At 72.5% G+C, this 19,313-nt stretch carries 19 protein-coding genes; all 19 read left to right on the top strand.

Annotated elements, in window-relative coordinates; translation table 11 throughout:
* The first annotated feature begins 41 nt into the window (after nucleotides 1-41).
* The 19 genes from AB0H52_RS26965 (at nucleotide 42) to AB0H52_RS26875 (ending at nucleotide 18,875) form a co-directional block, all read left to right on the top strand.
* Nucleotides 42-926, top strand: coding sequence for a replication-relaxation family protein (locus AB0H52_RS26965; RefSeq protein ID WP_357950959.1), 885 nt, complete (start codon nucleotides 42-44; stop codon nucleotides 924-926).
* Between the two features lie 469 nt (nucleotides 927-1,395).
* Complete coding sequence (locus AB0H52_RS26960; RefSeq protein ID WP_357950920.1) at nucleotides 1,396-2,208, top strand: hypothetical protein; 813 nt, start codon at nucleotides 1,396-1,398, stop codon at nucleotides 2,206-2,208.
* A gap of 435 nt (nucleotides 2,209-2,643) precedes the next feature.
* Nucleotides 2,644-3,489 (top strand): hypothetical protein, encoded by an 846-nt coding sequence (locus tag AB0H52_RS26955; RefSeq protein WP_357950917.1) that lies wholly within the window; start codon nucleotides 2,644-2,646, stop codon nucleotides 3,487-3,489.
* A 150-nt stretch (nucleotides 3,490-3,639) separates the two neighbouring features.
* Nucleotides 3,640-4,533: an IS5 family transposase gene (locus tag AB0H52_RS26950; RefSeq protein ID WP_357950914.1), complete on the top strand. Its 894-nt coding sequence runs from the start codon at nucleotides 3,640-3,642 to the stop codon at nucleotides 4,531-4,533.
* Nucleotides 4,534-4,583: 50 nt separating this feature from the next.
* Nucleotides 4,584-4,844: a hypothetical protein gene (locus tag AB0H52_RS26945; protein ID WP_357950911.1), complete on the top strand. Its 261-nt coding sequence runs from the start codon at nucleotides 4,584-4,586 to the stop codon at nucleotides 4,842-4,844.
* 262 nt (nucleotides 4,845-5,106) lie between these two features.
* The gene (locus AB0H52_RS26940; protein ID WP_357950908.1) at nucleotides 5,107-6,243 is read left to right on the top strand and encodes an FAD-dependent monooxygenase; all 1,137 of its coding nucleotides are present in this window, start codon (nucleotides 5,107-5,109) and stop codon (nucleotides 6,241-6,243) included.
* A 30-nt stretch (nucleotides 6,244-6,273) separates the two neighbouring features.
* A complete protein-coding gene (locus AB0H52_RS26935) occupies nucleotides 6,274-6,624 on the top strand; it encodes an Lsr2 family protein (RefSeq protein WP_357950905.1) in 351 nt (116 codons plus the stop codon).
* A gap of 174 nt (nucleotides 6,625-6,798) precedes the next feature.
* Nucleotides 6,799-7,794: a MarR family transcriptional regulator gene (locus AB0H52_RS26930; RefSeq protein ID WP_357950902.1), complete on the top strand. Its 996-nt coding sequence runs from the start codon at nucleotides 6,799-6,801 to the stop codon at nucleotides 7,792-7,794.
* Between the two features lie 95 nt (nucleotides 7,795-7,889).
* Nucleotides 7,890-8,537: a GGDEF domain-containing protein gene (locus AB0H52_RS26925; protein WP_357950899.1), complete on the top strand. Its 648-nt coding sequence runs from the start codon at nucleotides 7,890-7,892 to the stop codon at nucleotides 8,535-8,537.
* Between the two features lie 139 nt (nucleotides 8,538-8,676).
* Complete coding sequence (locus tag AB0H52_RS26920; RefSeq protein WP_357950896.1) at nucleotides 8,677-9,150, top strand: hypothetical protein; 474 nt, start codon at nucleotides 8,677-8,679, stop codon at nucleotides 9,148-9,150.
* Nucleotides 9,151-9,345: 195 nt separating this feature from the next.
* On the top strand, nucleotides 9,346-9,792 hold the full coding sequence (locus AB0H52_RS26915; RefSeq protein ID WP_357950892.1) for a hypothetical protein: 447 nt from the start codon (nucleotides 9,346-9,348) through the stop codon (nucleotides 9,790-9,792).
* 21 nt (nucleotides 9,793-9,813) lie between these two features.
* Entirely contained in the window at nucleotides 9,814-10,851 is a 1,038-nt protein-coding gene (locus tag AB0H52_RS26910) for a hypothetical protein (RefSeq protein WP_357950889.1), read from the top strand.
* A 103-nt stretch (nucleotides 10,852-10,954) separates the two neighbouring features.
* Nucleotides 10,955-12,031 carry a peptidoglycan DD-metalloendopeptidase family protein gene (locus tag AB0H52_RS26905; RefSeq protein ID WP_357950886.1) on the top strand — a complete coding sequence of 359 codons (1,077 nt, stop codon included), beginning with the start codon at nucleotides 10,955-10,957 and terminating at the stop codon, nucleotides 12,029-12,031.
* A 114-nt stretch (nucleotides 12,032-12,145) separates the two neighbouring features.
* Entirely contained in the window at nucleotides 12,146-12,811 is a 666-nt protein-coding gene (locus AB0H52_RS26900; RefSeq protein WP_357950884.1) for a hypothetical protein, read from the top strand.
* A 74-nt stretch (nucleotides 12,812-12,885) separates the two neighbouring features.
* Nucleotides 12,886-13,983 carry a DUF4314 domain-containing protein gene (locus AB0H52_RS26895; RefSeq protein WP_357950882.1) on the top strand — a complete coding sequence of 366 codons (1,098 nt, stop codon included), beginning with the start codon at nucleotides 12,886-12,888 and terminating at the stop codon, nucleotides 13,981-13,983.
* A 110-nt stretch (nucleotides 13,984-14,093) separates the two neighbouring features.
* Nucleotides 14,094-14,567: a hypothetical protein gene (locus AB0H52_RS26890; protein ID WP_357950879.1), complete on the top strand. Its 474-nt coding sequence runs from the start codon at nucleotides 14,094-14,096 to the stop codon at nucleotides 14,565-14,567.
* 347 nt (nucleotides 14,568-14,914) lie between these two features.
* On the top strand, nucleotides 14,915-16,075 hold the full coding sequence (locus tag AB0H52_RS26885; protein ID WP_357950876.1) for an AAA family ATPase: 1,161 nt from the start codon (nucleotides 14,915-14,917) through the stop codon (nucleotides 16,073-16,075).
* A gap of 33 nt (nucleotides 16,076-16,108) precedes the next feature.
* The gene (locus AB0H52_RS26880) at nucleotides 16,109-17,746 is read left to right on the top strand and encodes a VWA domain-containing protein (RefSeq protein ID WP_357950874.1); all 1,638 of its coding nucleotides are present in this window, start codon (nucleotides 16,109-16,111) and stop codon (nucleotides 17,744-17,746) included.
* A 295-nt stretch (nucleotides 17,747-18,041) separates the two neighbouring features.
* Nucleotides 18,042-18,875 carry a hypothetical protein gene (locus tag AB0H52_RS26875; RefSeq protein WP_357950871.1) on the top strand — a complete coding sequence of 278 codons (834 nt, stop codon included), beginning with the start codon at nucleotides 18,042-18,044 and terminating at the stop codon, nucleotides 18,873-18,875.
* Nucleotides 18,876-19,313: the final 438 nt, after the last annotated feature.

Raw genomic sequence — 19,313 nt, 5'->3', positions numbered from 1 at the left:
CCTCTTCGTCGGGTTCCCGTTCGTCGTCTCGTCTCGCTCGTCTGGACCGACTTCGTCGGCTTACCGCCCGTGATCATCAGCTGCTGCGGTGGCTCGCCGAGCACTACGTGCTGTCCACCGACCAGATCACCACGGCGCTGTTCCCGTCGCGCCGCTCCGCCCGGCTCCGCCTCGCCCAGCTGCACCAGATGGAGGCGGTCAGCCGGTTCGTCGACGTCACCACCGGCAGCGGCCAAAACCTCTACACCCTCGGCCCGCTCGGCACGGTGGTCCACCCCACCCAGTTCAACGACCCCAACCACGCCGACGCCCGCGCCCCACGCACCAGCATCGACCGCACCGAACGCATCATCGGCAGCCGCCGCCTGCCCCACCTGCTCGGTACCAACCAGCTGTTCGTCGACCTGCTCGGCTACGCCCGCACCGACGAACACGCCCAGCTGGCGCGGTGGTGGTCCGAACAGCACACCACCGCCGCCTTCGCCGCCGCCTCCTACGCCGCCGGCAGCGGCACCGGTGTCCAGCCCGACGGGCACGGCATCTGGCACGCCGGAGGGCGCACCGTCGGGTTCTTCCTCGAACACGACAACGGCACCGAACCCCTCGGCACCGTGCTGCGCAAGCTGCGCGCCTACGAGCAACTCGCCGTCTACGGGCCGCGGTACCCGGTGCTGCTGCGCGTCCCCGGCCGCCGCCGCGAGCAGCACCTCCTCGACGCCCTCGCCGGGGTGCCCACCGCCATGCCCGTGGCCACCGGCCTCCACGGCGAGCACCCCGCCGGGCCTGCCTGGACCCTCACCACCGATCCGGGCCTGCGCCGCTGGCTGCATGAACTGCCCTCCGACCACGGCCCGGACAACCCGGCCACCAACCCGCACCGCTTTCCCGACACCGACCTCAGCGGCCCCGCCGACCCGGAGCCCTGACATTCACCTTCACCGCACGCGGAGGGGGGCCGTCCACCGTCGTGGGCGGCTGTGAGACCGACCGGATCTAACAGCCTCACCGTTCCTCACCCGCGGAAATCGAGCGGTCGCCTGACAGTGCAGGTCAACCGCACTTCTGGCGATCATGACGGCGGCCGGCGCTGACAGATCCGGCCGCTACCTTCATCGGCACCACCTTCACCCATATATCGCTCCACCCGGTCCGGTCCCACCTCGGGAACCACCGCCGCACCTCACGGTGCGCTCCGCCCACCCGCCCTTGTCGGCCGGTCGGCGCCCGCGCCGCGCGGCGACCCCCAGGTCGCACCGCACCACCAGCACCAACCCGCTTCACCAGCAGCCCTCTGCTGCACCCATCCCTGTTCGTCCCGTGAGTCGACCCATGTACCCGGTGGGCCGGCCGCTTCCGCGCGCCCAACAACGCGCCCCAACAGGAGGAGGACCCCAGATGACCGCAACCAACGGTGCCGCGACCCCGCTGAGCCGCTACGGCACCCGCGTGCCGACGGTGACGCCCCGCCCGGGCCGCAAGCCCGCCCCCGCGGCCACCACCGCCAGCACCACGGCGCCCACCAGCCCGGTGGTCACGCCGACCGCGACGATCAACACCATGATCGTCTGCCTGCCCGACGGACTGCCGTCGCAGGCCCTGACCGCCACCCAGCTCGACCGGCACTTCGGCGTGTCCGGCACCCTGCAGCCCCGGTTCTGGGCCATCCCGGACATGTGGCTGTGGCAGCGGCGCGACCTGGTCGCACCGCGGAAGGGACGTCCGGTGTACTGCGCCGGCGGACCGATCAAGCTGCTCGACCTGGCCGCCATGCGCCACGCCGCCGGCGTCGGCGCCGGCATCCGCCACCAACTGTGGCAGCAGGTCGTGCACGGCACCCGGCCGGCCACCCCATGGCCGACCCTGCTGGCCCGCCACCTGGCGGACCCCGCCCGCTACCCGCGCGAGCGGGCCGAGGCGGACTTCCACAACCAGGCCCGCGTCAACGCGATGCGGATGCACAACGCGGCCAGCTACGGCGCCGCCCACCTCGCCGTGGGGGAGCTGGAGATGTTCCAGGCAGGCCCGATGGCCTACCAGCACTACAGCGCCACCACCGCCGTGTGCGGCGACGCCCTGCTCACGCCGGACGGGCACAAGCTCGCACCCGCGAGCGACGCCCTCACCCACCGGGTGACCTACCTCGAGCAGGCGATGCGGTACCTCGACACCGTCGCGACCGACCAGCGGCTGCTCGCCGTCGCCCTGTAGCACCACCGGATCCGGAACCGGTCGGGCACCGCCACCCATCTCCCTCTTCCCTGGGGATCGGCGGCGGCCCGGCCGGCTCCACCCCCTTCCCAACCGCGCCGCGCCGGCCCTGGCAGCAGACAGCGAGCTCTACCAGCCGCACACATGAGCCCCGCCGGCCTGCGACGCACACCCCTAACCCGACCAGCGCGGCGAGACCGCCATGGCAGGTCACCGCCTGTCGGGGTACTCGCCGACACCGCCACCCGAACCTCAGCTCCACCTGGCACTCGCGCTCGATCCGGATTTCCGGGTCCGACGCCGTACGTCGCCGCGGCGGGTGTGAGCACGCTGCCGCCCGCGCACGGGCCCGGCGCCCCGGGCTGGGGTGCCCCGCAAGCCCGGCCAGCGAACGGCCGACCTTTCCCTCTTCCCCCATCAGAAGGTTCCTTCGCCATGTCCGACCGACTGTGGTTCCGCGTCGACGAGGTCCTGCCCCTCGCCGAACATGCCGCCGCCACCCGTGCGTATCTGAGGACCCGGCAGCAGTACCGGGCCGGTGTCCCGGACCAGGCCGCGCTCATCTGGTCCCACGACGCCGACGGTGACTGGTTGTCCTCCAACGGCGTCCCCCGCTGGTACGACGCCGACGGCGCCCACCACCAGGCCCTCGCCGAAACCTGGACCCACACCGCCACCGGCGCCACCGGCAACCCGATCCCCGCCGACGACGGACACGGATTCCTGCCCCTGCACACCGACCACCGTGACGGCCGGCGGGACCTGCTCGACCTGCTCCGCTACGCCCGCCACCACGGGCTGCACTGGTTCGGACTGCACCCGGACCCGGCCCGCGACGACACCAACGACCGCTACCGCATCTCCCGCCACCGCGGCGACATCACCCCACCGCTGTCCACCTGGACCCCGGCAGCCGTGACCTGCGACGTGGTCGGCGGCGGCACCTACCGCGCCATGGTCGCCCCCGGCTACACCACCCTCACCCGCACTGGGCTGCTGTGCCGCTTCCCCCGGTTCTCGGTGCAGCGAATGGCCGCCCACCTCGACGCCCTCTACCCCGGTGACATGCCCGGGGAGCACCCCCGGCTGCGGTTCGACGGCGACGAGGTCGCCGTCGAGTGGGAGAACGACGACGGCCTGGACAGTCGCTGGATCGAGGACGACCGGGTCACCCCGGACGCCAACCGCTGCTACGCCATCGGCGCCTACCAGTGGCCATGGACCCTCGTCGCCTCCGAGGCGACCTCCCGCGCCACCGACCCGAAGGACCGGTCGCGGTGATCGTCGACCAGGTGTTCCACTAGAGCGTGTTTAGGAAGTGGCGGTGGTGGCGGCCTGGTCAGGTCGCAGGCGGCGTGTCGGTGATCGAAAAGTAGGGAGGTCTCCGGTAGATCGTTCATCGACGAAGAAGAACATCTGCACGGAGACCTCGTGGACACCATACCGGTGGCGGGGCGGCATGACCTGACCGACGAGCAGTGGGCGAGACTGCACCCGTTGCTGCCGGTCGGTAAGAAGCCGGGACGCCCGCCGACATGGACGAAACGTCAGCTCATCGATGGGATCAGGTGGCGGGTCAGGGTCGGGGCTCCCTGGCGTGATGTCCCTGAACGCTACGGTGATTGGCGCAGCGTGTACGGGCTGTTGCGGCGGTGGCAGCGTGACGGGACCTGGGCGAGGATCCTGGCCGGGTTGCAGGCTCACGCGGACGCGGCCGGTCTGATCACCTGGGATGTCAGCGTGGATTCCACGATCGCGCGGGCGCATCAGCACGCCGCGGGTGCCCGCCGTGACGGGGACCGGCAGGTCGAGCCGCCGGGTGGGACCCGGGTCGAGCCGGCGGATCATGCGCTGGGGCGGTCTCGGGGCGGGTTGACCACGAAGGTCCATCTGGGTTGTGAGCAGGGGCAGAAGCCGTTGTCGCTGGTGTTGACCGCTGGGCAGCGTGGTGACAGCCCGCAATTCACCGTGGTGTTGGACGGTATCCGGGTGCAGCGCCTCGGTGGTGGCCGACCCAGGACCCGTCCGGATCGGGTCCTGGCCGATAAGGCGTACACGTCGAAGGCGAACCGGCAGTACCTGCGACGGCGAGGGATCAAGGCGACGATCCCGGTCAAGGCCGACCAAGCGGCGAACCGCCGCAAGGAGGGCTCGAAGGGCGGACGGCCACCATCGTTCGACCAGCAGTTGTACAAGCAACGTCACGCGGTCGAGTGCGGCATCAACCGACTCAAGCGCAACCGGGCCGTGGCCACCCGCTACGACAAACTCGCTGTCCGGTACGAGGCCACCGTCCAGATCGCCGCGATCAACGAGTGGCTATAACACTTCCTAAACACGCCCTAGGCGGCCCTGGCAGCTACGAGCTGACCCGGGTGCACCACACCGACGGGTACGTCCTGCGGGTCCGGGTCTACCGCGACAGCTACGCCAAGCAGAGCACGGCGGTCGCCGAGGTCCTCACCCCTCTGTTCACCTGGACGATCATCGCCAGCAGCCCCGGTCACGGCTGGCAGCGCACTACCCCGACCACCTCACCCGACGTGTCGCCGCTGGTCCCGGTCGCCGACGAGGTGCTGCAGCGGGCGTGGCGGATCCTTCCCGTGCCGCCGCCGTTCACCACGCCCGGCCGGTAACCCGCCAAGGCCGCACCCTCCGGCGCCGCACTGCCCGCCCGGTCGCGCCCTCACCCACCAGCGGACCCAGCCCCGGCTCAGCGTCTTCCGAACCTCCAACCGCCCGCCGCACCACGGCGGGCTGATCAGCGCGTCCACGGCCCACCGCCGCTGACGCGCTTTTTCGCACTGGCACGACCTGGCCGATGCCCGGCCACCCGCGCACTCGCGCACACCCGGGCACGGCCGTGCCCGGGTTCCCACCCCGCAGAAGGGAACCCCCATGACATCCACCAGCAGGCCCCGCGTCGCCGTCGTCGGCGGCAGTATCACCGGCCCGGTCACCGCGTTGCTGTTGCTGCACGCCGGATTCGACGACGTCACCGTCTTTGAGGCCGCGCCGGCGTCCGCGCCCCTGGGCGGCGGCCTCATCGGTCTGGAACACCCCGCCCTCGACGTGCTCGACCGCCTCGACATCGGCCAGCACGAGTTCGTCGCCCACGACTCCGAGGCCATCGTCCAGATGACCATCCGCGACCGCCACCCCGCCGAGACGATCCAGCGTACCTACCCGGGCCGCAACACCACCTGGACGCTGCTGCACCAGGCGCTTACCCGCCGGCTGCCCACCGGTGTCCTGCACTCCGGCATGAAGGTCACCGCCCTGGCCGAGCAGGCCGGCCAGCCGGTGCTGCGGTTCCGCGACGGCCACACCGCACCCGCCGACCTGGTCGTGTTCGCCGACGGCCGGTCCTCCACCGGCCGCCGCCTCCTCGACCCTGATCGGACCCTGCGGTACGCCGGTTACGTCGCCCACCGCGGCATCGCCGACATCACCCCCCAGCCCGGCCTGCGGGATTTCCTGCGGCTGCAGCCCTGCCCCGGTGCGCAGTTCAACCTCGCCCCGGTACCCGGCGGCTGCGACTGGACCTTCTACCTCAACTGCACCAGCGGCGAGTACGCGCAGCGGTTCGGCGCCGACCCCACCCGCCGGGTCTTCGCCCTACCCCGACACGTCAGCTCCGCCGCCCGCACCCACGTCGACACCCACGCAGACCAGCTCCTCCCGGCCGACCACGCCGCCGTCGTCCACGCCACCACCACCCGCATGGCGGTGCCAGTCCTCGACATCACCCCACCGGAGCGCATGGTCTGGCCCGTCGGCGGCGGCCACGCCGTCCTGCTCGGCGACGCCCTCGCCCCCGTCCGCCCGCACACCGCACGCGGCGCCAACAACGGCATCGAACAAGCCGCCGGCCTCACCGCCGCTCTCACCCAGCACCGCAAGTACCGAGCTGACCTCACCGCCGCCCTGCACGGCTGGCAACGCCGGCACCTGCCCGCCGCCGTCGCCGCCGTGCACCGCGGACCCGCCATCGGCCACCAACTCGGCCTCGGCACCCACCAACCCGCCCAGTAACCGACCCCGAGAGAAAGGAGGTGGCCCCTCGTGGCCACCAAGACCACCGCGATCCTCGTCGACGACCTCGACGGCTCCACCGACGACGTCGGCACCTACCAGTTCGCCTTCAACGGCGTCACCTACGAGATCGACCTGTCCGCCGACAACTTCGACCGGATGGCCGCGGCCTTCGGCCCGTTCATCACCGCCGGACGGCGCCTGCCGAAACAGCCCCGGGCACCACGGCGGCAGCACGGCACCACGACCGGCCGCACCCAGAGCCAGGAGATCCGCACCTGGTGGTGGACCACGAACTGGCAGGAGCTGAACCTGCCCCGACCACGAACCGGGGGCGTCATCCCCGCCGCGGTGCGCGACGCCTACCGCGCCGCGCACTGACCCCGATCCCCGATGTCGCCCGGCGAGCGATCGCCGGGCGGCACTCGTGCGCGTCGCCGCAGTCCCGCACTCCGGGCAGACGACTTGATCAATACCCGAACCGAAGCGTGCATCAGTGCACGCGCCTCACTCACCGACCCCTGTCGACGGCAGGAGAAAGGGGGCCATGCGCCCATGACCAGCACCCCAGCCAACACGACCACCGATACGGCCGCGACAGCGCCACTGGCACCCAGCGTCGCGAAGGTCGTCGCCGCGCTGCACCGACTCGGCGAGGCCACCGCTGCCGCCATCGCCACCGAAGCCGGCCTCGGCTACTCCACCACCACCCCGAAATTGCGCACCCTGGAAACCGGGGGACTGGCCGAGCCCACCCGAAGCGACACCGGACGCAGCCTGTGGCGGCTGACCGACACCGGCCGCGCGCACGCCGAACAGGGCGAGCACGGCCAGCCCGCACCGGAGCCCGCCGCCCGCGCCACCGACACCGACACCGCCGCAGAACACGGGCCGCACGGCGACGACACGCAGGACAGCGAAGAGGCCGCCGGGCAGGACCACGACCAGCGGCCAGCCGCCGAGGTTCCCGCCGAAGGGGAGCCGGACGCCATACAGGAGTCGACATCGCCGGCTCCTGGTGGTGTCGAGGCGGCACCCGACGAGGCCGCTGAAGCCGAGGACACCGAAACCCACGACGGCGACGATGACGACCGCTCGACTGCCGAACCCGAGGCACGGGTCGCGACCGACGACACCGACCCGGCCACCGGAACCACGCCCGCAGCGAACGAAGCGGACGCCGGACCGGCCACACCAGACTGTCACCCTGCCGGCACGGCCACCGACAGCACCACGGGCGACCCCGCCACGGAAGTACCCGCCGCACCGCCGGCCACGGAGGCGGCGGGCGAGGCGGCACAGGCCCGTACCCGGCGAGCGTCGGGCACCCTGCGCGGCGCGATCCTCGACATCCTCGAGGCCAACCCCGGCCAGCAGTACAAGGTCAGCGAGCTGTGCAAGCTGGTCGACCGGGCCAACGAGGGAACCGGCGCGAAGAAGGCCAGCGCGGGTGCGGTCCACAACGCCGCCGTGAAGCTCGTCGGAACCGGGCGGGCAGTGCTGGCCGCCGAGAAGCCCGCGACGTTCGCTCTCGCCGACACCACCGCCTGAACGACCCCACCCTGCCGGTAGCCCGGAGGCGGGCGTCGAACTTCCCGGAACCACGCCCGCCCCCGGTGCTCCTTCACACACAAGGAGCTCCCGAAGTGTCTCCCATCCTGACCTCGATCGTCACCGCCACCGGTGGAGTCCTCGCCGGTCTCGCCCTCGCCGCAGCGCTGCTGTGGCGCCAACAGCAGGCACTGACCCGCGCCCGCCACGCCGCCGACCACGACGACACCACCGGCCTGCCCAACCGGCGAGCACTGCTCGCCGCCCTCACCCGCGCCACCCGCACAGATGCCCCGTTCGGGCTCGTCCTGCTCGACCTCGACGGCTTCAAAGCCGTCAACGACACCCTCGGCCACGAAGCCGGCAACGACGTCCTCACCGAGGTCGGCCGACGGCTGGCAACCCTGCGCGGGCCGGTACGGCTCGCCGCGCGGCTGTCCGGCGACGAGTTCGCCCTGCTGGTCGACGGCGGCCCCGACGACGTCGCCGCCGCCGCCCGCGCCGCCTGGCGGTCGGTCGGCCGCCACCCCGTCGACCTCGGCGAGCACGCCGTGGCCGTGCACGCCAGCGTCGGGCACACCAGCGCCGCCCTCGGCGTCAGCCCGCGCACCCTGCTACGCCAGGCCGACATCGCCATGTACCAGGCCAAACAAGCCGGAGCCGGGGTCCACGGCGCCACCGCCACCACCGGCCACACCGGGCCGCCGCCGGGCACCCGCCTACGGGAGTTGCGCCGCCGCTGACCGCTCACGGACACACCAAGAGGACCTCGCGCCCGCCGACGTGCGCGAGGTCCTCAGCATGCCCCGCTTCCCTCCGCCCAGCCCTGTTTTCCCCGTTCTCGGCGACGGTCGCCGAGACCCGTTAAGGAGCGCATCCGCCATGAGCAGCCCCCACACGTACGCCATCGGTGACCGAGTGACCATCGACCCGGCGGTGGCCCGCGCCAGCACCCGGGGCGTCACCTACCGCGTCACCCGGCTGCTGCCGGTCAACGTCGTCGTCGAACCCGTCGACGGCGGCCGACCGGTGAAGGTCAACCCCACCTACCTGCGGCCCGCCCCCGCAGCGGACACCACCACCAGCGGTAGCACCACCAGCGCTAGCACCGGCGGCGAGTGGACCATGATCCACGAGGCCCCGCTGCATCCGGGCACCCTCGTCACCGTCGCCGGCGCGGGCTGGAAACAGCCTCCCGGCGAGCTGTACGTGGTGCTGCGCGACACCGGCAACGGCCGCGTCTCCCTCGTCCCGCTCGGCGGCAACAACGGCCGCTACTGGCGCGGCGTCTCCCGCCGGCTGCTCACCACCGTCGACCCCACCCGCGTACGCCTCGACCCCGAACAGACCACCTGAACCACGACTCCACGCCGCCGTGCCGGGCGGGCAAGGTTCTGCCCGCCCGACACGACTTGACCTTCGTCGAGAGATGAGCGTCGATCAGCGCTGGTCGTCGGCCATCGTGCGGACATCAGCACTCCCAAGGGCTGCGACGCGAGTCGGGCGGCGACCGCGCATGCCCGCGATCCGCCGACCGAAGGGCCACCCGCCATGGCACACCCCGCACAGCCCAAGGGCCGCAACCGGCGTCCCAGCGACCGCACCGCCGCACCGGACGACGTCACCGACAGGCTCCTGTGGGCCCTCGCGGTCGACGTCGCCGCCGCCCACCAACCCGGACCCGACGGCGCCTGCACGAACCTGCAGTGCCGCGGGCAGCAGGGCCCCTGCTGGGCGCTGCGCACCGCCCGCCGCGCCGAACAACACGCCCGCCGCGCCCCTGCCACCCTCGCCCCGGCACCCCCACCGCCGTCGCCGCGCCCGGTCGGGGTCGTACGGGGACGCGCCCCCGTGCCCGCCCCGCCGCGCCGCTTCACCGGCTGGTTCACCCCCGCCCGCCCGCCGGCACCCCTGACGCGGCCTGCGCCCGTACCGGACGCGGTGCCGCCGGAATCCCCCGTCTACCGGCGTCCACCCGTGGCGGCGCTGGCCGCCTGAGCACGCACCTGGAGGTGCACAGTGAACTTCCTACCGAACGACACACTCGCCGGCTACGCCCGCACCGCCGTCGACCTACGCACCCGCATGGTCGACTACCACCGCAGCCCGCTCGCGGCGCAGTACCTGCAGGCGTTTTTCGACAGCCGCCTCGCCAACCACCCCAGCCCCAGCCCAGCGGGCGTGGCGAAGGTCCTCACCGCGGTGCGGGCCATCACCGCCAACCCGTGGCGCTTGGGCGAGCCGTACGTCATCGCCCCCGCGATGACCGCGATCATCGCCGCCGCCGCGACGGCCCTCGACCTGACCGGCGAGGTGCTCCCCGCCGACATCGCCCCCGACAACGGCGGGGTGCTCTTCCTCCCCGAACCGATCTACCACCGCAGCCTCAGCGGCGAGGTGTCCTCGATCGGGGCGATCACCTGGGCCCGCACCACCAACACCCACAGCGGCCGGTCCTTCTGGGCCATCGCCGGCTGGGCCGACCACCACGACCCGCACGACCCCGCGGCCGTCCGCCGCCGGCAGCAGCTCGCTGACCGGCCCGACCTCGCCCGCCAGTTCGGCCCCTACGTGCTGACCGACTTCACCGAGATCCCCATCGGCCAGCCCGTCGACCCCCGCCCCGACCTGCCGGTCCTCGACGGGGACGACCGCGACTGGGAACCGGCACCCGACGGCCGGTTCTGCATCGACGAGACCACCACCCCGATGCGGGCCTGCGCCGCCGTCGCCTACGCCTTCTGGCGCATCCAGGCCCAACCCCTCGCGACCGTCGCCGCCGCCCCCCTGGACCGCGCGGCGCGCCGCCGCGCCGTACGGGCCAGCATCCGTCACGACACCCGCGTGGTCATGCTGCGCCGCACCAGCCCTCTCGCCGAACCCACCGACGGCGAGCCCAAGTGGCACTACCGGGTGCGGTTCGTCGTCCGCGGCCACTGGCGACGCCTGATCGACCGAGACGGCCACCCGTTCCGCATCTGGATCAACGCCCACATCAAAGGCCCCGACGGGGCACCCCTGCTGCACGGCGAAAAGGTGGCCGTCCTCGCCCGCTGACCTCGCACCCACCCCGAAGGCCGCGCGACGCCTCCCACTGGCCCGCGCGGCCTTCGCCGTCCCCGCCCACCACCCGGCCGCCGCTTTGAAGGAGTGACCAGTCATGACCACCCGCGTGCTGTCCGGGATCGCCATCGCGGTCGTCGGCGTCCTGCTGCTGTGCTCCGGACTGGCCACCACCCTGATCTTCGGCGGCGGCGGCGGCGCCGGCGCGTGCGGGCCGGCCACCAGCGTCACGCCCACCGCCTCGTCGGCCCCGCGCAGCCCTACCCCGGGCGGGATCGGTCCGATCGGTGACTGGAGCACCGAGCAGGTCGGCAACGCCGCCACCATCACCGCCGTCGGCATGCGCCTCGGCGTCCCGCCCCGCGGCTGGGTCATCGCCGTGGCCACCGCGATGCAGGAATCCTCGCTGATCAACACCCCGGGTGGGGATCGCGACTCGGTCGGCCTGTTCCAACAGCGGCCATCCCAGGGCTGGGGCACCCCCGAGCAGCTACGGGACCCGCAGTACGCGGCGACGAAGTTCTACCAGAAGTTGCAGGCCGTTGACGGCTGGCAGGCGATGGCGCTGACCGAGGCCGCCCAGGCGGTGCAGCGGTCGGCCTACCCGGACGCCTACGCCAAGTGGGAACCCGACGCCACCCGCATCGTCGCCGCCCTGACCGGCGTCACCACCGGCCTGGCCGCCTGCGGCGTGACCGTCAGCGCGCAGGGCTGGACCCAACCGGTGCACGGCGACGTCGGCTCCGGTTTCCGCACCCCGGGCCGGCCCGGCCACGACGGCGTCGACCTGATCGTGGGCAAGGGCACCCCGATCCACGCCGCGTCCGCCGGCACCGTCACCGTTGTGCGCTGCAACGCCGTCGACGTGCGTACCGGCCGGGACTGGGGCTGCGACCGCGACGGCGACCCGGTTCTCACCCGCGGCTGCGGCTGGTACGTCGACATCACTCACCCCGGTGGGGTGATCACCCGCTACTGCCACATGCTCGCCCACCCGGCCGTCGCCGAGGGCCAACAGGTCGCGGCAGGTGACGTCATCGGCGTCTCCGGCAGCTCCGGCCACTCGTCCGGGCCGCACCTGCACTTCGAGGTGCACCTCGGTGACCACAGCTCCGGCACGGCCGTCGACCCGGTCGCCTTCATGGCCTCCGCCGGCGCGCCCCTGCACCAGTAGTCCCGATCGCGGATGCCGGCGGCGGCTGCGTGATCCACCCCCAGCTCGGTGGTCGTCCCGCCCCGGGACGACCGCCGCAATCCCCATCCACACAACCCTGAGGAGGAAAAGCCCGTGAGCACACCCACGCTCATCGGTGTCGCCGCGCTCCGCGGCAGGTTCACCGCACGCTGGATCCAGTTTGGAGAGGACCCGCAGGTTCTGGTGCCGCTGCTGCGCCGGATCTGGACCGACACGTTCAGCCGCGACACCGACGCCATGGCCACGGCGCTGTTAGCCCGCAACTGGTGGTCCCTCGCCGTCAACCCCAAGCCCCGCCGCTGGGACCAGCAGCCGCCCGTACCGGGCCTGGGCTACCCCGCCGACAACGACACCGTCCGGCGCGGCGCGCTGCGCGAGGACGTCGACGGCGCCCTCGAGTGGCTGTACCTGCTGCACCTCGACCAGCGGCGACTGGTGGTGTACGAGGCGACTGTCCACGGCCGCTGGCTGCGGCACAGCGCCCACCACCTCGACCCCGTCGAGGAACTGTTCGTCACCGAACCCGCCGACGACGACGGCGGCCCGGAGATGACGGTGTGCACCGTCTGCGGCGCGGTCGACGAGATCGACCGAATCGAGGTGCCGTCCATGGCCGGCTACGGCTACGACACCGCCACCAGCTGCACCCGCTGCGGCTCCTCGGTCGCCACCGACCAGATGTTCGGCGACCACGTCACCCGCAAGCCCTGGCCGCCGCACAACCCCACGACGGGTGACGCGACGGGCAGCGCCCGATGAACACACCCGACCCCACGCCGACGCCGCCCACCAGCGGCAGCGATGGCCCGTCCACTCACCGATCGGAGACCACCATGAGCTACCAGCCTGGCCAGCGCGTCGCGCTGGTCCACACCAGCGACCCACATACCCGGCTGCGTGCCGGCGACACCGGCACCGTCCGCCGCCACGACCAGCGGCAGAACATCGTCGAGGTCGCCTGGGACAGCGGCTCGACGCTGTCGATGAGCCTCGACGACGGCGACCGCATCGCACCGGCCACCACCCCGCCGCCCACCGGCGATCCGGTCGCCGAGGCCACCGAATGGGCCGCCACGCTGCGGCGCATGCGGGCCGCCGGCACCGAGGCCGGCCAAACCGCCGCCGAGTGGTGGGCGCAGGACACCATCGGCGCCAGGGTCAGCGGCGACACCCGCCTGGCCGCCCGCCGGATCCTGGCCGGCATCAACGACGCCGATCCCGCCGTCCTCGACACGTTGCCCCACTTCTCCTCGGCTGGAGACTCGGTCGATACCGCCGGGTGGGAGCTGTTCGCCGACGCCACCGCCGATGTCTCCGGCTGGTTCGGGCCGCGCATCCAGCAGCGCGACGAGGCGATGACCGTCTACCGCGACGCCTTCGCCACCGCAACCGCAACCGCAGAGCGTGTCGCCGAACTGTGTCACCTCGCGGCCAGCCCCACCGGCCGCGACGTGTCCCACCTGCACCCCGACCGGGTACACCTCGGCGACGTCGGCGTGTTCTCCGGCGAGTGGGCGATGACCGCCGGCCCGGACGGCGATCACCGCTTCGAGATCGGGTTCGTCGGCACCCTGATCGACCACTGGAACGGGTGGGCGGTGTTCTCCTGCACTCGCCCGGTGGCGGAGGCGATCGTCGCCGACCAGCACCGGCTCCGCGACCAGCACCGCCGCAGCCTGCGCGAGCAGGGCGTGGCGGAGGACGACCTGGATCGCCGGGTCGACGCGGATCTGGCCGACCTGTCCTTCGACGGAGACGTCCTCGTGGTCGACCAGCGCGCCCTATCAGACGATCCGGAAGCCATCGAACGCGTCGCCCCGGACGGTGACGGCCGGTACGTGGTGATGGGCCGCAGCTGGTGCTGGGAGGCCGTCGACCCGTACGCCTGCGACCGGATCGTCGGCGACCTGCCCGAACCCGACCAGGCATAGGCCCAGCGACCCCCGGCCAGGCCGCGCCGCGTCACCCGGAACCGAGCCATCTCCGGCAGCGGCACCCGACACACCACCACGACAGGTAGGACCAACAGGAAGGAAACCACGTGACCATCCGTACCCAAGAGGAGATCGTCACCCGGGTCTGGGCTCTCCGGGCCAACCGACAGGACATCCTCGGCTTCCGGGAGGACGTGCTCGTGGAGGCACTCGACCTCGACCACGCCCGCCAGGTCATCACCCCCCGCCACCCAGTTGAGTGGACCCAGCGGGTCGACCACGAGACCTACGCCCGGGACTACCTCGATTTCGCCATCGGGAAGATCCTCGACCACCGGGGCAACTCGGCGAGCCGGTCGGTGGACAAGCTCAGCGAACTCGCCTGGCTCCTCGGCCGCGACGACATCGTGGCGGCGATGGACCACGCCGGCTACCCGATGTACGGGGCGCCCCAGGTCAAGGCGTTCGCCGACGGGTTCGGCTGGCCGTTCCTCGACGGCGACGACGGGCTGGCCCTGGCCCGGATGGCTGACGGTCAGCAGTGCGACCCGCAGGGCTGCGAACGGGGCTGCGCCGACTGACCCCGACCTGGCCACCGGCCCAGTTCTCGACCCTCGACGTGCCCGCGTAGGCAGCCGGCACGTCAGCGATCCCGCGCCTCGCACCAATTCGACTTGATCGATTGGGCTGTGGGGCGTTCCATCGTCGGCGCAGACACCGCCCGCGCGCGTCGACACCGACCAGCACGCACCGGCGGCGACCCACGTGTCGCCGTAATTCTTCAGCATTACCGGGGTGTGGTCGCCCACCTGCCCGGCCCGACCAGGCCGGCACGGGGTTGGCCCCACCCGTCTCCGCTGTGCGGTACCCACCGCCCGCGCACCCGGAGACGGGTGCGCGGGCCCGACCTTGGAATCGAGGCATCACCATGACCACACCAACCCCACCGGCCCCCCAGGCCGGCGCGACGCAGAACAACCCGGCCGCGACCGACACGCCCACCGCTGAGGCCGCCTCCGGCCGGTCCGGCTACCTGTACCGGAAGGTGGCCCTGCACCTGGCCGACCACCCCGACCAGATTCTCAAAGTCGGCGAGATCACCCGGGCGATCGGCGCCCCGTCATCCGGGGCGGTGTTCGAGGCGCTGAAGAAAATGACCACCGCCGGACACGCCACCCACCACCGCGACCCGCACCACCGCTTCCAGATCACCCAGGCCGGCATCGACGCCGCCGGCACCCTCCCCGCCACCGCACCCCGCACCCGCACCGGCGGCGGTGGTGGCCGGCAGTCGCGGCCCGCGCCGGTGGCGCGGCCGAACGGGACGCTGTACCACCCGCGGCGGCTCGGCCGGGGCTGGGACGTCGAGGAACTGCGGCGACTGCGCACCCAGCAGGTGCCCGTGCTGCTGTACGGGCCGCCCGGCACCGGCAAGACCGCCATGGTCGAGGCCGCCTTCCCCGACCTGCTCACCGTCGCCGGCACCGGCGACACCGTCGTCGACGACTTCCTCGGCTCCTACAACCCGATCCCCGGCGGCGGCTACGAGTTCGTCCACGGACCCCTCGTCACCGCCATGCGCGAGGGGCGGGTGCTGCTGGTCGACGACGCCACCCTCATCCCACCCCGCGTCCTGGCAGTCCTGTACCCGGCCATGGACGGCCGCGGGGTCATCACCATCCCGGCGAACGGCAACGAGAGCGTGCAGGCCGTCGACGGGTTCTACATCGTCGCCGGCCACAACCCGGGCGTGCACGGCGCGGTCCTCACCGAGGCCCTGGCCTCCCGGTTCACCGTCCACCTGCACGTCACCACCGACTGGGACCTCGCCCGCCAACTCGGCGTCCCCAAACCGGTCGTGGCCGCGGCGATCGACCTCAACGCCGACCTCGCCGCCGGCAAGACCGTGTGGGCGCCGCAGCTGCGCGAACTGCTCGGCTTCGTGAAGGTCCGCGATCACCTGGGCATGACCGCTGCCCTGGCCAACCTGGCCGGCATCGCCCCCGAGGACGCCCGCGACGACGTCACCGCCGCCCTGTCCCGGCACACCGGCACGCCCATCACCGCGCTCGCCCTCGGCAAGCGCTGACCGCAGTCCACCCCTTCTGGAAGGAGCCCATCCGTGTCACACCCCAGCACCCACCTACAGCAGGGCGCACCGCCGACGCCGGCCGGCGCCAGTGACTGGCATAGCTGGTCCGCGGCGTGGACCCAGCACGTTCCGCTGCTGACCGGCCGTACCGACCTCACCGTCCTCGTCGCCCCCGGCGCCGCCGGAGATGCCCCCGAGTGCTTCTACCCCGACCTCAACCGGATCGAGGTCGACGCCACCTACATCGCCGGCAGCCCCGACGTCACCGACCCGACGAAGGCCCGGCACAAGCGCCTCGTGCCCACCGGATACGGGCTGCTCGTGCACGGCGCCGCGCACGCCGCGCACAGCCGCTGGACCACCCCGCCCGGCACCCCGCCGATCCTCGCCGCTGTCGCCGACATGCTGGAGGAATCCCGGGCCGAAGGACGCCAACGCGCCCGCCGCCGGGGCGACCGCCGTTGGCTGCGCCACGTCGTGACGACCCTCCTGCACCCCGAGGACGCGGCCGTCGACGACGCGTGGCACGCCGGGCAACTCGCCGCCCTGCTGCTGGCCCGCGTCGACGCCCGCATCGTCACCAGCAAAGACGTCCGCCCGGTCCGGGCCGCCGTCACCGGCGTCCTCGGACGCAAACGCCTGCGGCAACTGCGCGACATCTGGCGCGAGGCCCACACCTGCGACGACACCGACGCCGACACCATGATCTGCCTGGCTCGCCGGTGGTGTCAGGTCCTCGGCATCGACCCCGACCAGCATCACTACACCCCCGTACCGGACGCCGGGCAATTCGCCGGCCGCCTCGCCGCGGCCCTCGTCGACTACCTCGCCGTCGCCACCGACGTCACCCCGGCCGAGTACGCCACGGCGCAGCTGGCCCACCGGCACAGCCCACCGTCGGAGTGGGACCGCCGGGACCCGACCGAGCAGGAACACCACGCGGCCCGCGACCTCGCCCACCGGCTGCGGCAAGCCCGCACCCAACACCCCGAACCCGGCCGGCGGCCCTCCGCGATCCCACCCGGCCGGCTGCGCACCCGCCACGCCATCACCGCCGAAGCACAAATCGCCGCCGGGCAACTCCCGACCGCCGCCCCGTGGCAGCAACGCGCCCAGCTGCCACCGGAGAAACCCCGTCTGCACCTGGCCGTCCTGGTCGACCTGTCCGGCTCGATGGACCGCTACACCGAGGCGATGTCCTCCGCCGCGTGGATCTTCGCCAACGCGGCCCGCCGCGCCGACGCGACGACCACCACCATCGGATTCGGCGACCGAACCACCGTCCTGGTACCCCCACGCACCCGCCCCACGCAGGTGCTGACCATGCGCACCGGACTCGCCACCGCCACCTTCCCGGAAGCGGTCAAGGTCGCCGACCAACTCCTCGACCTACGCCACGGCCGCACCCTGCGGATGCTCGCCGTCGTCTCCGACGGCTACCTCGACGACATCCCCGCCGGGCAACAACTCGTCACCACCCTGCACCAGGCCGGCTGTGCCGTGCTGTGGCTGCACCCCGCCGACCCGCTCGCCGACAGCGAACTGACCGGCCCCGACCAGATGTGGAGGCACACCTTCACGCACACCACCACCCTCACTGTCGCCGATCCCGTCGAGGCCGTCGCGGCGATCGCCGACGCCGCCGTCGCCGCGCTCACCCAGGCCTAAGCCCAGCCGAGCCGTCCGGCGACCGACCAGTCCCACCCCCGCGCCGCGGCGCTGCAACGGCCGTGGCCGGGCAGCGCCGCGGCGAGGCCACCCCAACGACGTACCCAAGCCCCGCAGAGGCGGGCTGCCGCCGGCAACCCGCCACGTCTCGCGGGGCCGGCAGCGGACGGCCCCGCCGCCGGTCGGCGACTTGACCATCCCACGCCATCGAAGCGTCCATGCATCGCGTCCCCCATGACCCGGTGGGCCAGGTCCGGACGCGATACGACGCCGCCCATCACAAGGAGCCCATCCCATGCGTTTCGGCACCGACAACGACCACCCCTTCGACACCGACAACCGCGCCTGGCGACGTCTCGCCGACGTCACCAGCGAACACTTCAACGTGATCACCTGGACCCGCGACCCGGACGGACGGCCGGTCCTGCTCACCCTGAGCGACCTGCGAACCGGGGACATGATCACCCTCGCAGTCCTGGACTCCCTGGAGATCCGCGACCCGTACGCGCTGCTCGCCGTTCACACCCGCGGCGAACTCGCCGCACACGGCCCCACCAGCGGCGCCGAAACAGCCCGCTGCCCAGCCGTGACCAGCACCCGACCCCTGGCACACCCAGAGCTTCCGCCGATCGTGGCCCTCGACGTCGACGGCGTCCTCAACCCCGCCAACCCGGCCCACGCCGCAGCGCTCGGCTACCAGCCGCACCGCTACGACGGGCCCGGCCCCGACGGGCAGCACGTCACCGGCACCGTCTGGCTCCACCCCGACCACGGGCCATGGCTGCGGGAACTGGCCGAACACGCCCAACCGGTGTGGTGCACCAGCTGGAACCACCTCGCCGCCCAATGGATCGCCCCACGACTCGACCTGCCGACCACCTGGCCGCACATCCCCGTCCACGCGGGCGGTGTCCGCTTCGGCCACCAGAGCAAACTCTCCGCCCTCTACCCCTGGGCCACGCGGCGGGCACTCGCCGTCCTCGACGACGAGTTCGGCGGCAAGGACCCCACCACCGCCGACCAGCGCACCCGCGACGGCGCACCCACCCTGCTCCACCCCGTCGACCCGTCTCACGGGCTGCGCCGTGCCGACATCGACACGGTGCTCACCTGGCTACGCCGGCTCTGACCAGGCCACACCGGCGCCGCCCGGGCGCCGAGGCCTTCCGCTCACTCGGATTCGTGGGGCCCGCATCGACGGATGCTGCCCCCACGCCGTTACGCCAAGGAGTTGATTATGGACAGCACGTTCGATCCCGTCGACGAACCGGGTACCGACCGGTCACCCCGACTCAGCGTCGGCGACCCGGAACTGCGCAAGACTCGCCTGCTCGCTCGCGAGTGCTCCACCTGAATCTTCAAGCCCGGCAACCCCATGCACCTCGACCCCGGCCGACTCAAGCAGATGGTCGCCGAGGCGCGGGGTGCGGCGGGATACATCATCTGCCACTCCACACTGCCCTACGCCGATAGCCTCGATCCGTCAGAGGGTATTGATCCCTTGGTACGGCTTTCGGCTTGACCGTTTTGTCCCTTATGGTGTGAGGTGTGTGCGTCGTCTGTCACG

Origin of the sequence: Micromonospora sp. NPDC050695 (assembly GCF_040654415.1) — a bacterium.
Taxonomy (GTDB): Bacteria; Actinomycetota; Actinomycetes; order Mycobacteriales; family Micromonosporaceae; genus Micromonospora.
Note: the sequence above shows the minus strand (reverse complement) of the source record. Positions and strands in the feature narration are given on the sequence as shown.

Excerpts from the sequence above, each read along its gene's own strand:
- AB0H52_RS26940 (WP_357950908.1), top strand. The coding sequence starts at position 5,107 with ATGACATCCACCAGCAGGCCCCGCGTCGCCGTCGTCGGCGGCAGTATC.
- AB0H52_RS26905 (WP_357950886.1), top strand. The coding sequence starts at position 10,955 with ATGACCACCCGCGTGCTGTCCGGGATCGCCATCGCGGTCGTCGGCGTC.
- AB0H52_RS26930 (WP_357950902.1), top strand. The coding sequence starts at position 6,799 with ATGACCAGCACCCCAGCCAACACGACCACCGATACGGCCGCGACAGCG.
- AB0H52_RS26920 (WP_357950896.1), top strand. The coding sequence starts at position 8,677 with ATGAGCAGCCCCCACACGTACGCCATCGGTGACCGAGTGACCATCGAC.
- AB0H52_RS26875 (WP_357950871.1), top strand. The coding sequence starts at position 18,042 with ATGCGTTTCGGCACCGACAACGACCACCCCTTCGACACCGACAACCGC.
- AB0H52_RS26915 (WP_357950892.1), top strand. The coding sequence starts at position 9,346 with ATGGCACACCCCGCACAGCCCAAGGGCCGCAACCGGCGTCCCAGCGAC.
- AB0H52_RS26895 (WP_357950882.1), top strand. The coding sequence starts at position 12,886 with ATGAGCTACCAGCCTGGCCAGCGCGTCGCGCTGGTCCACACCAGCGAC.
- AB0H52_RS26955 (WP_357950917.1), top strand. The coding sequence starts at position 2,644 with ATGTCCGACCGACTGTGGTTCCGCGTCGACGAGGTCCTGCCCCTCGCC.
- AB0H52_RS26960 (WP_357950920.1), top strand. The coding sequence starts at position 1,396 with ATGACCGCAACCAACGGTGCCGCGACCCCGCTGAGCCGCTACGGCACC.
- AB0H52_RS26885 (WP_357950876.1), top strand. The coding sequence starts at position 14,915 with ATGACCACACCAACCCCACCGGCCCCCCAGGCCGGCGCGACGCAGAAC.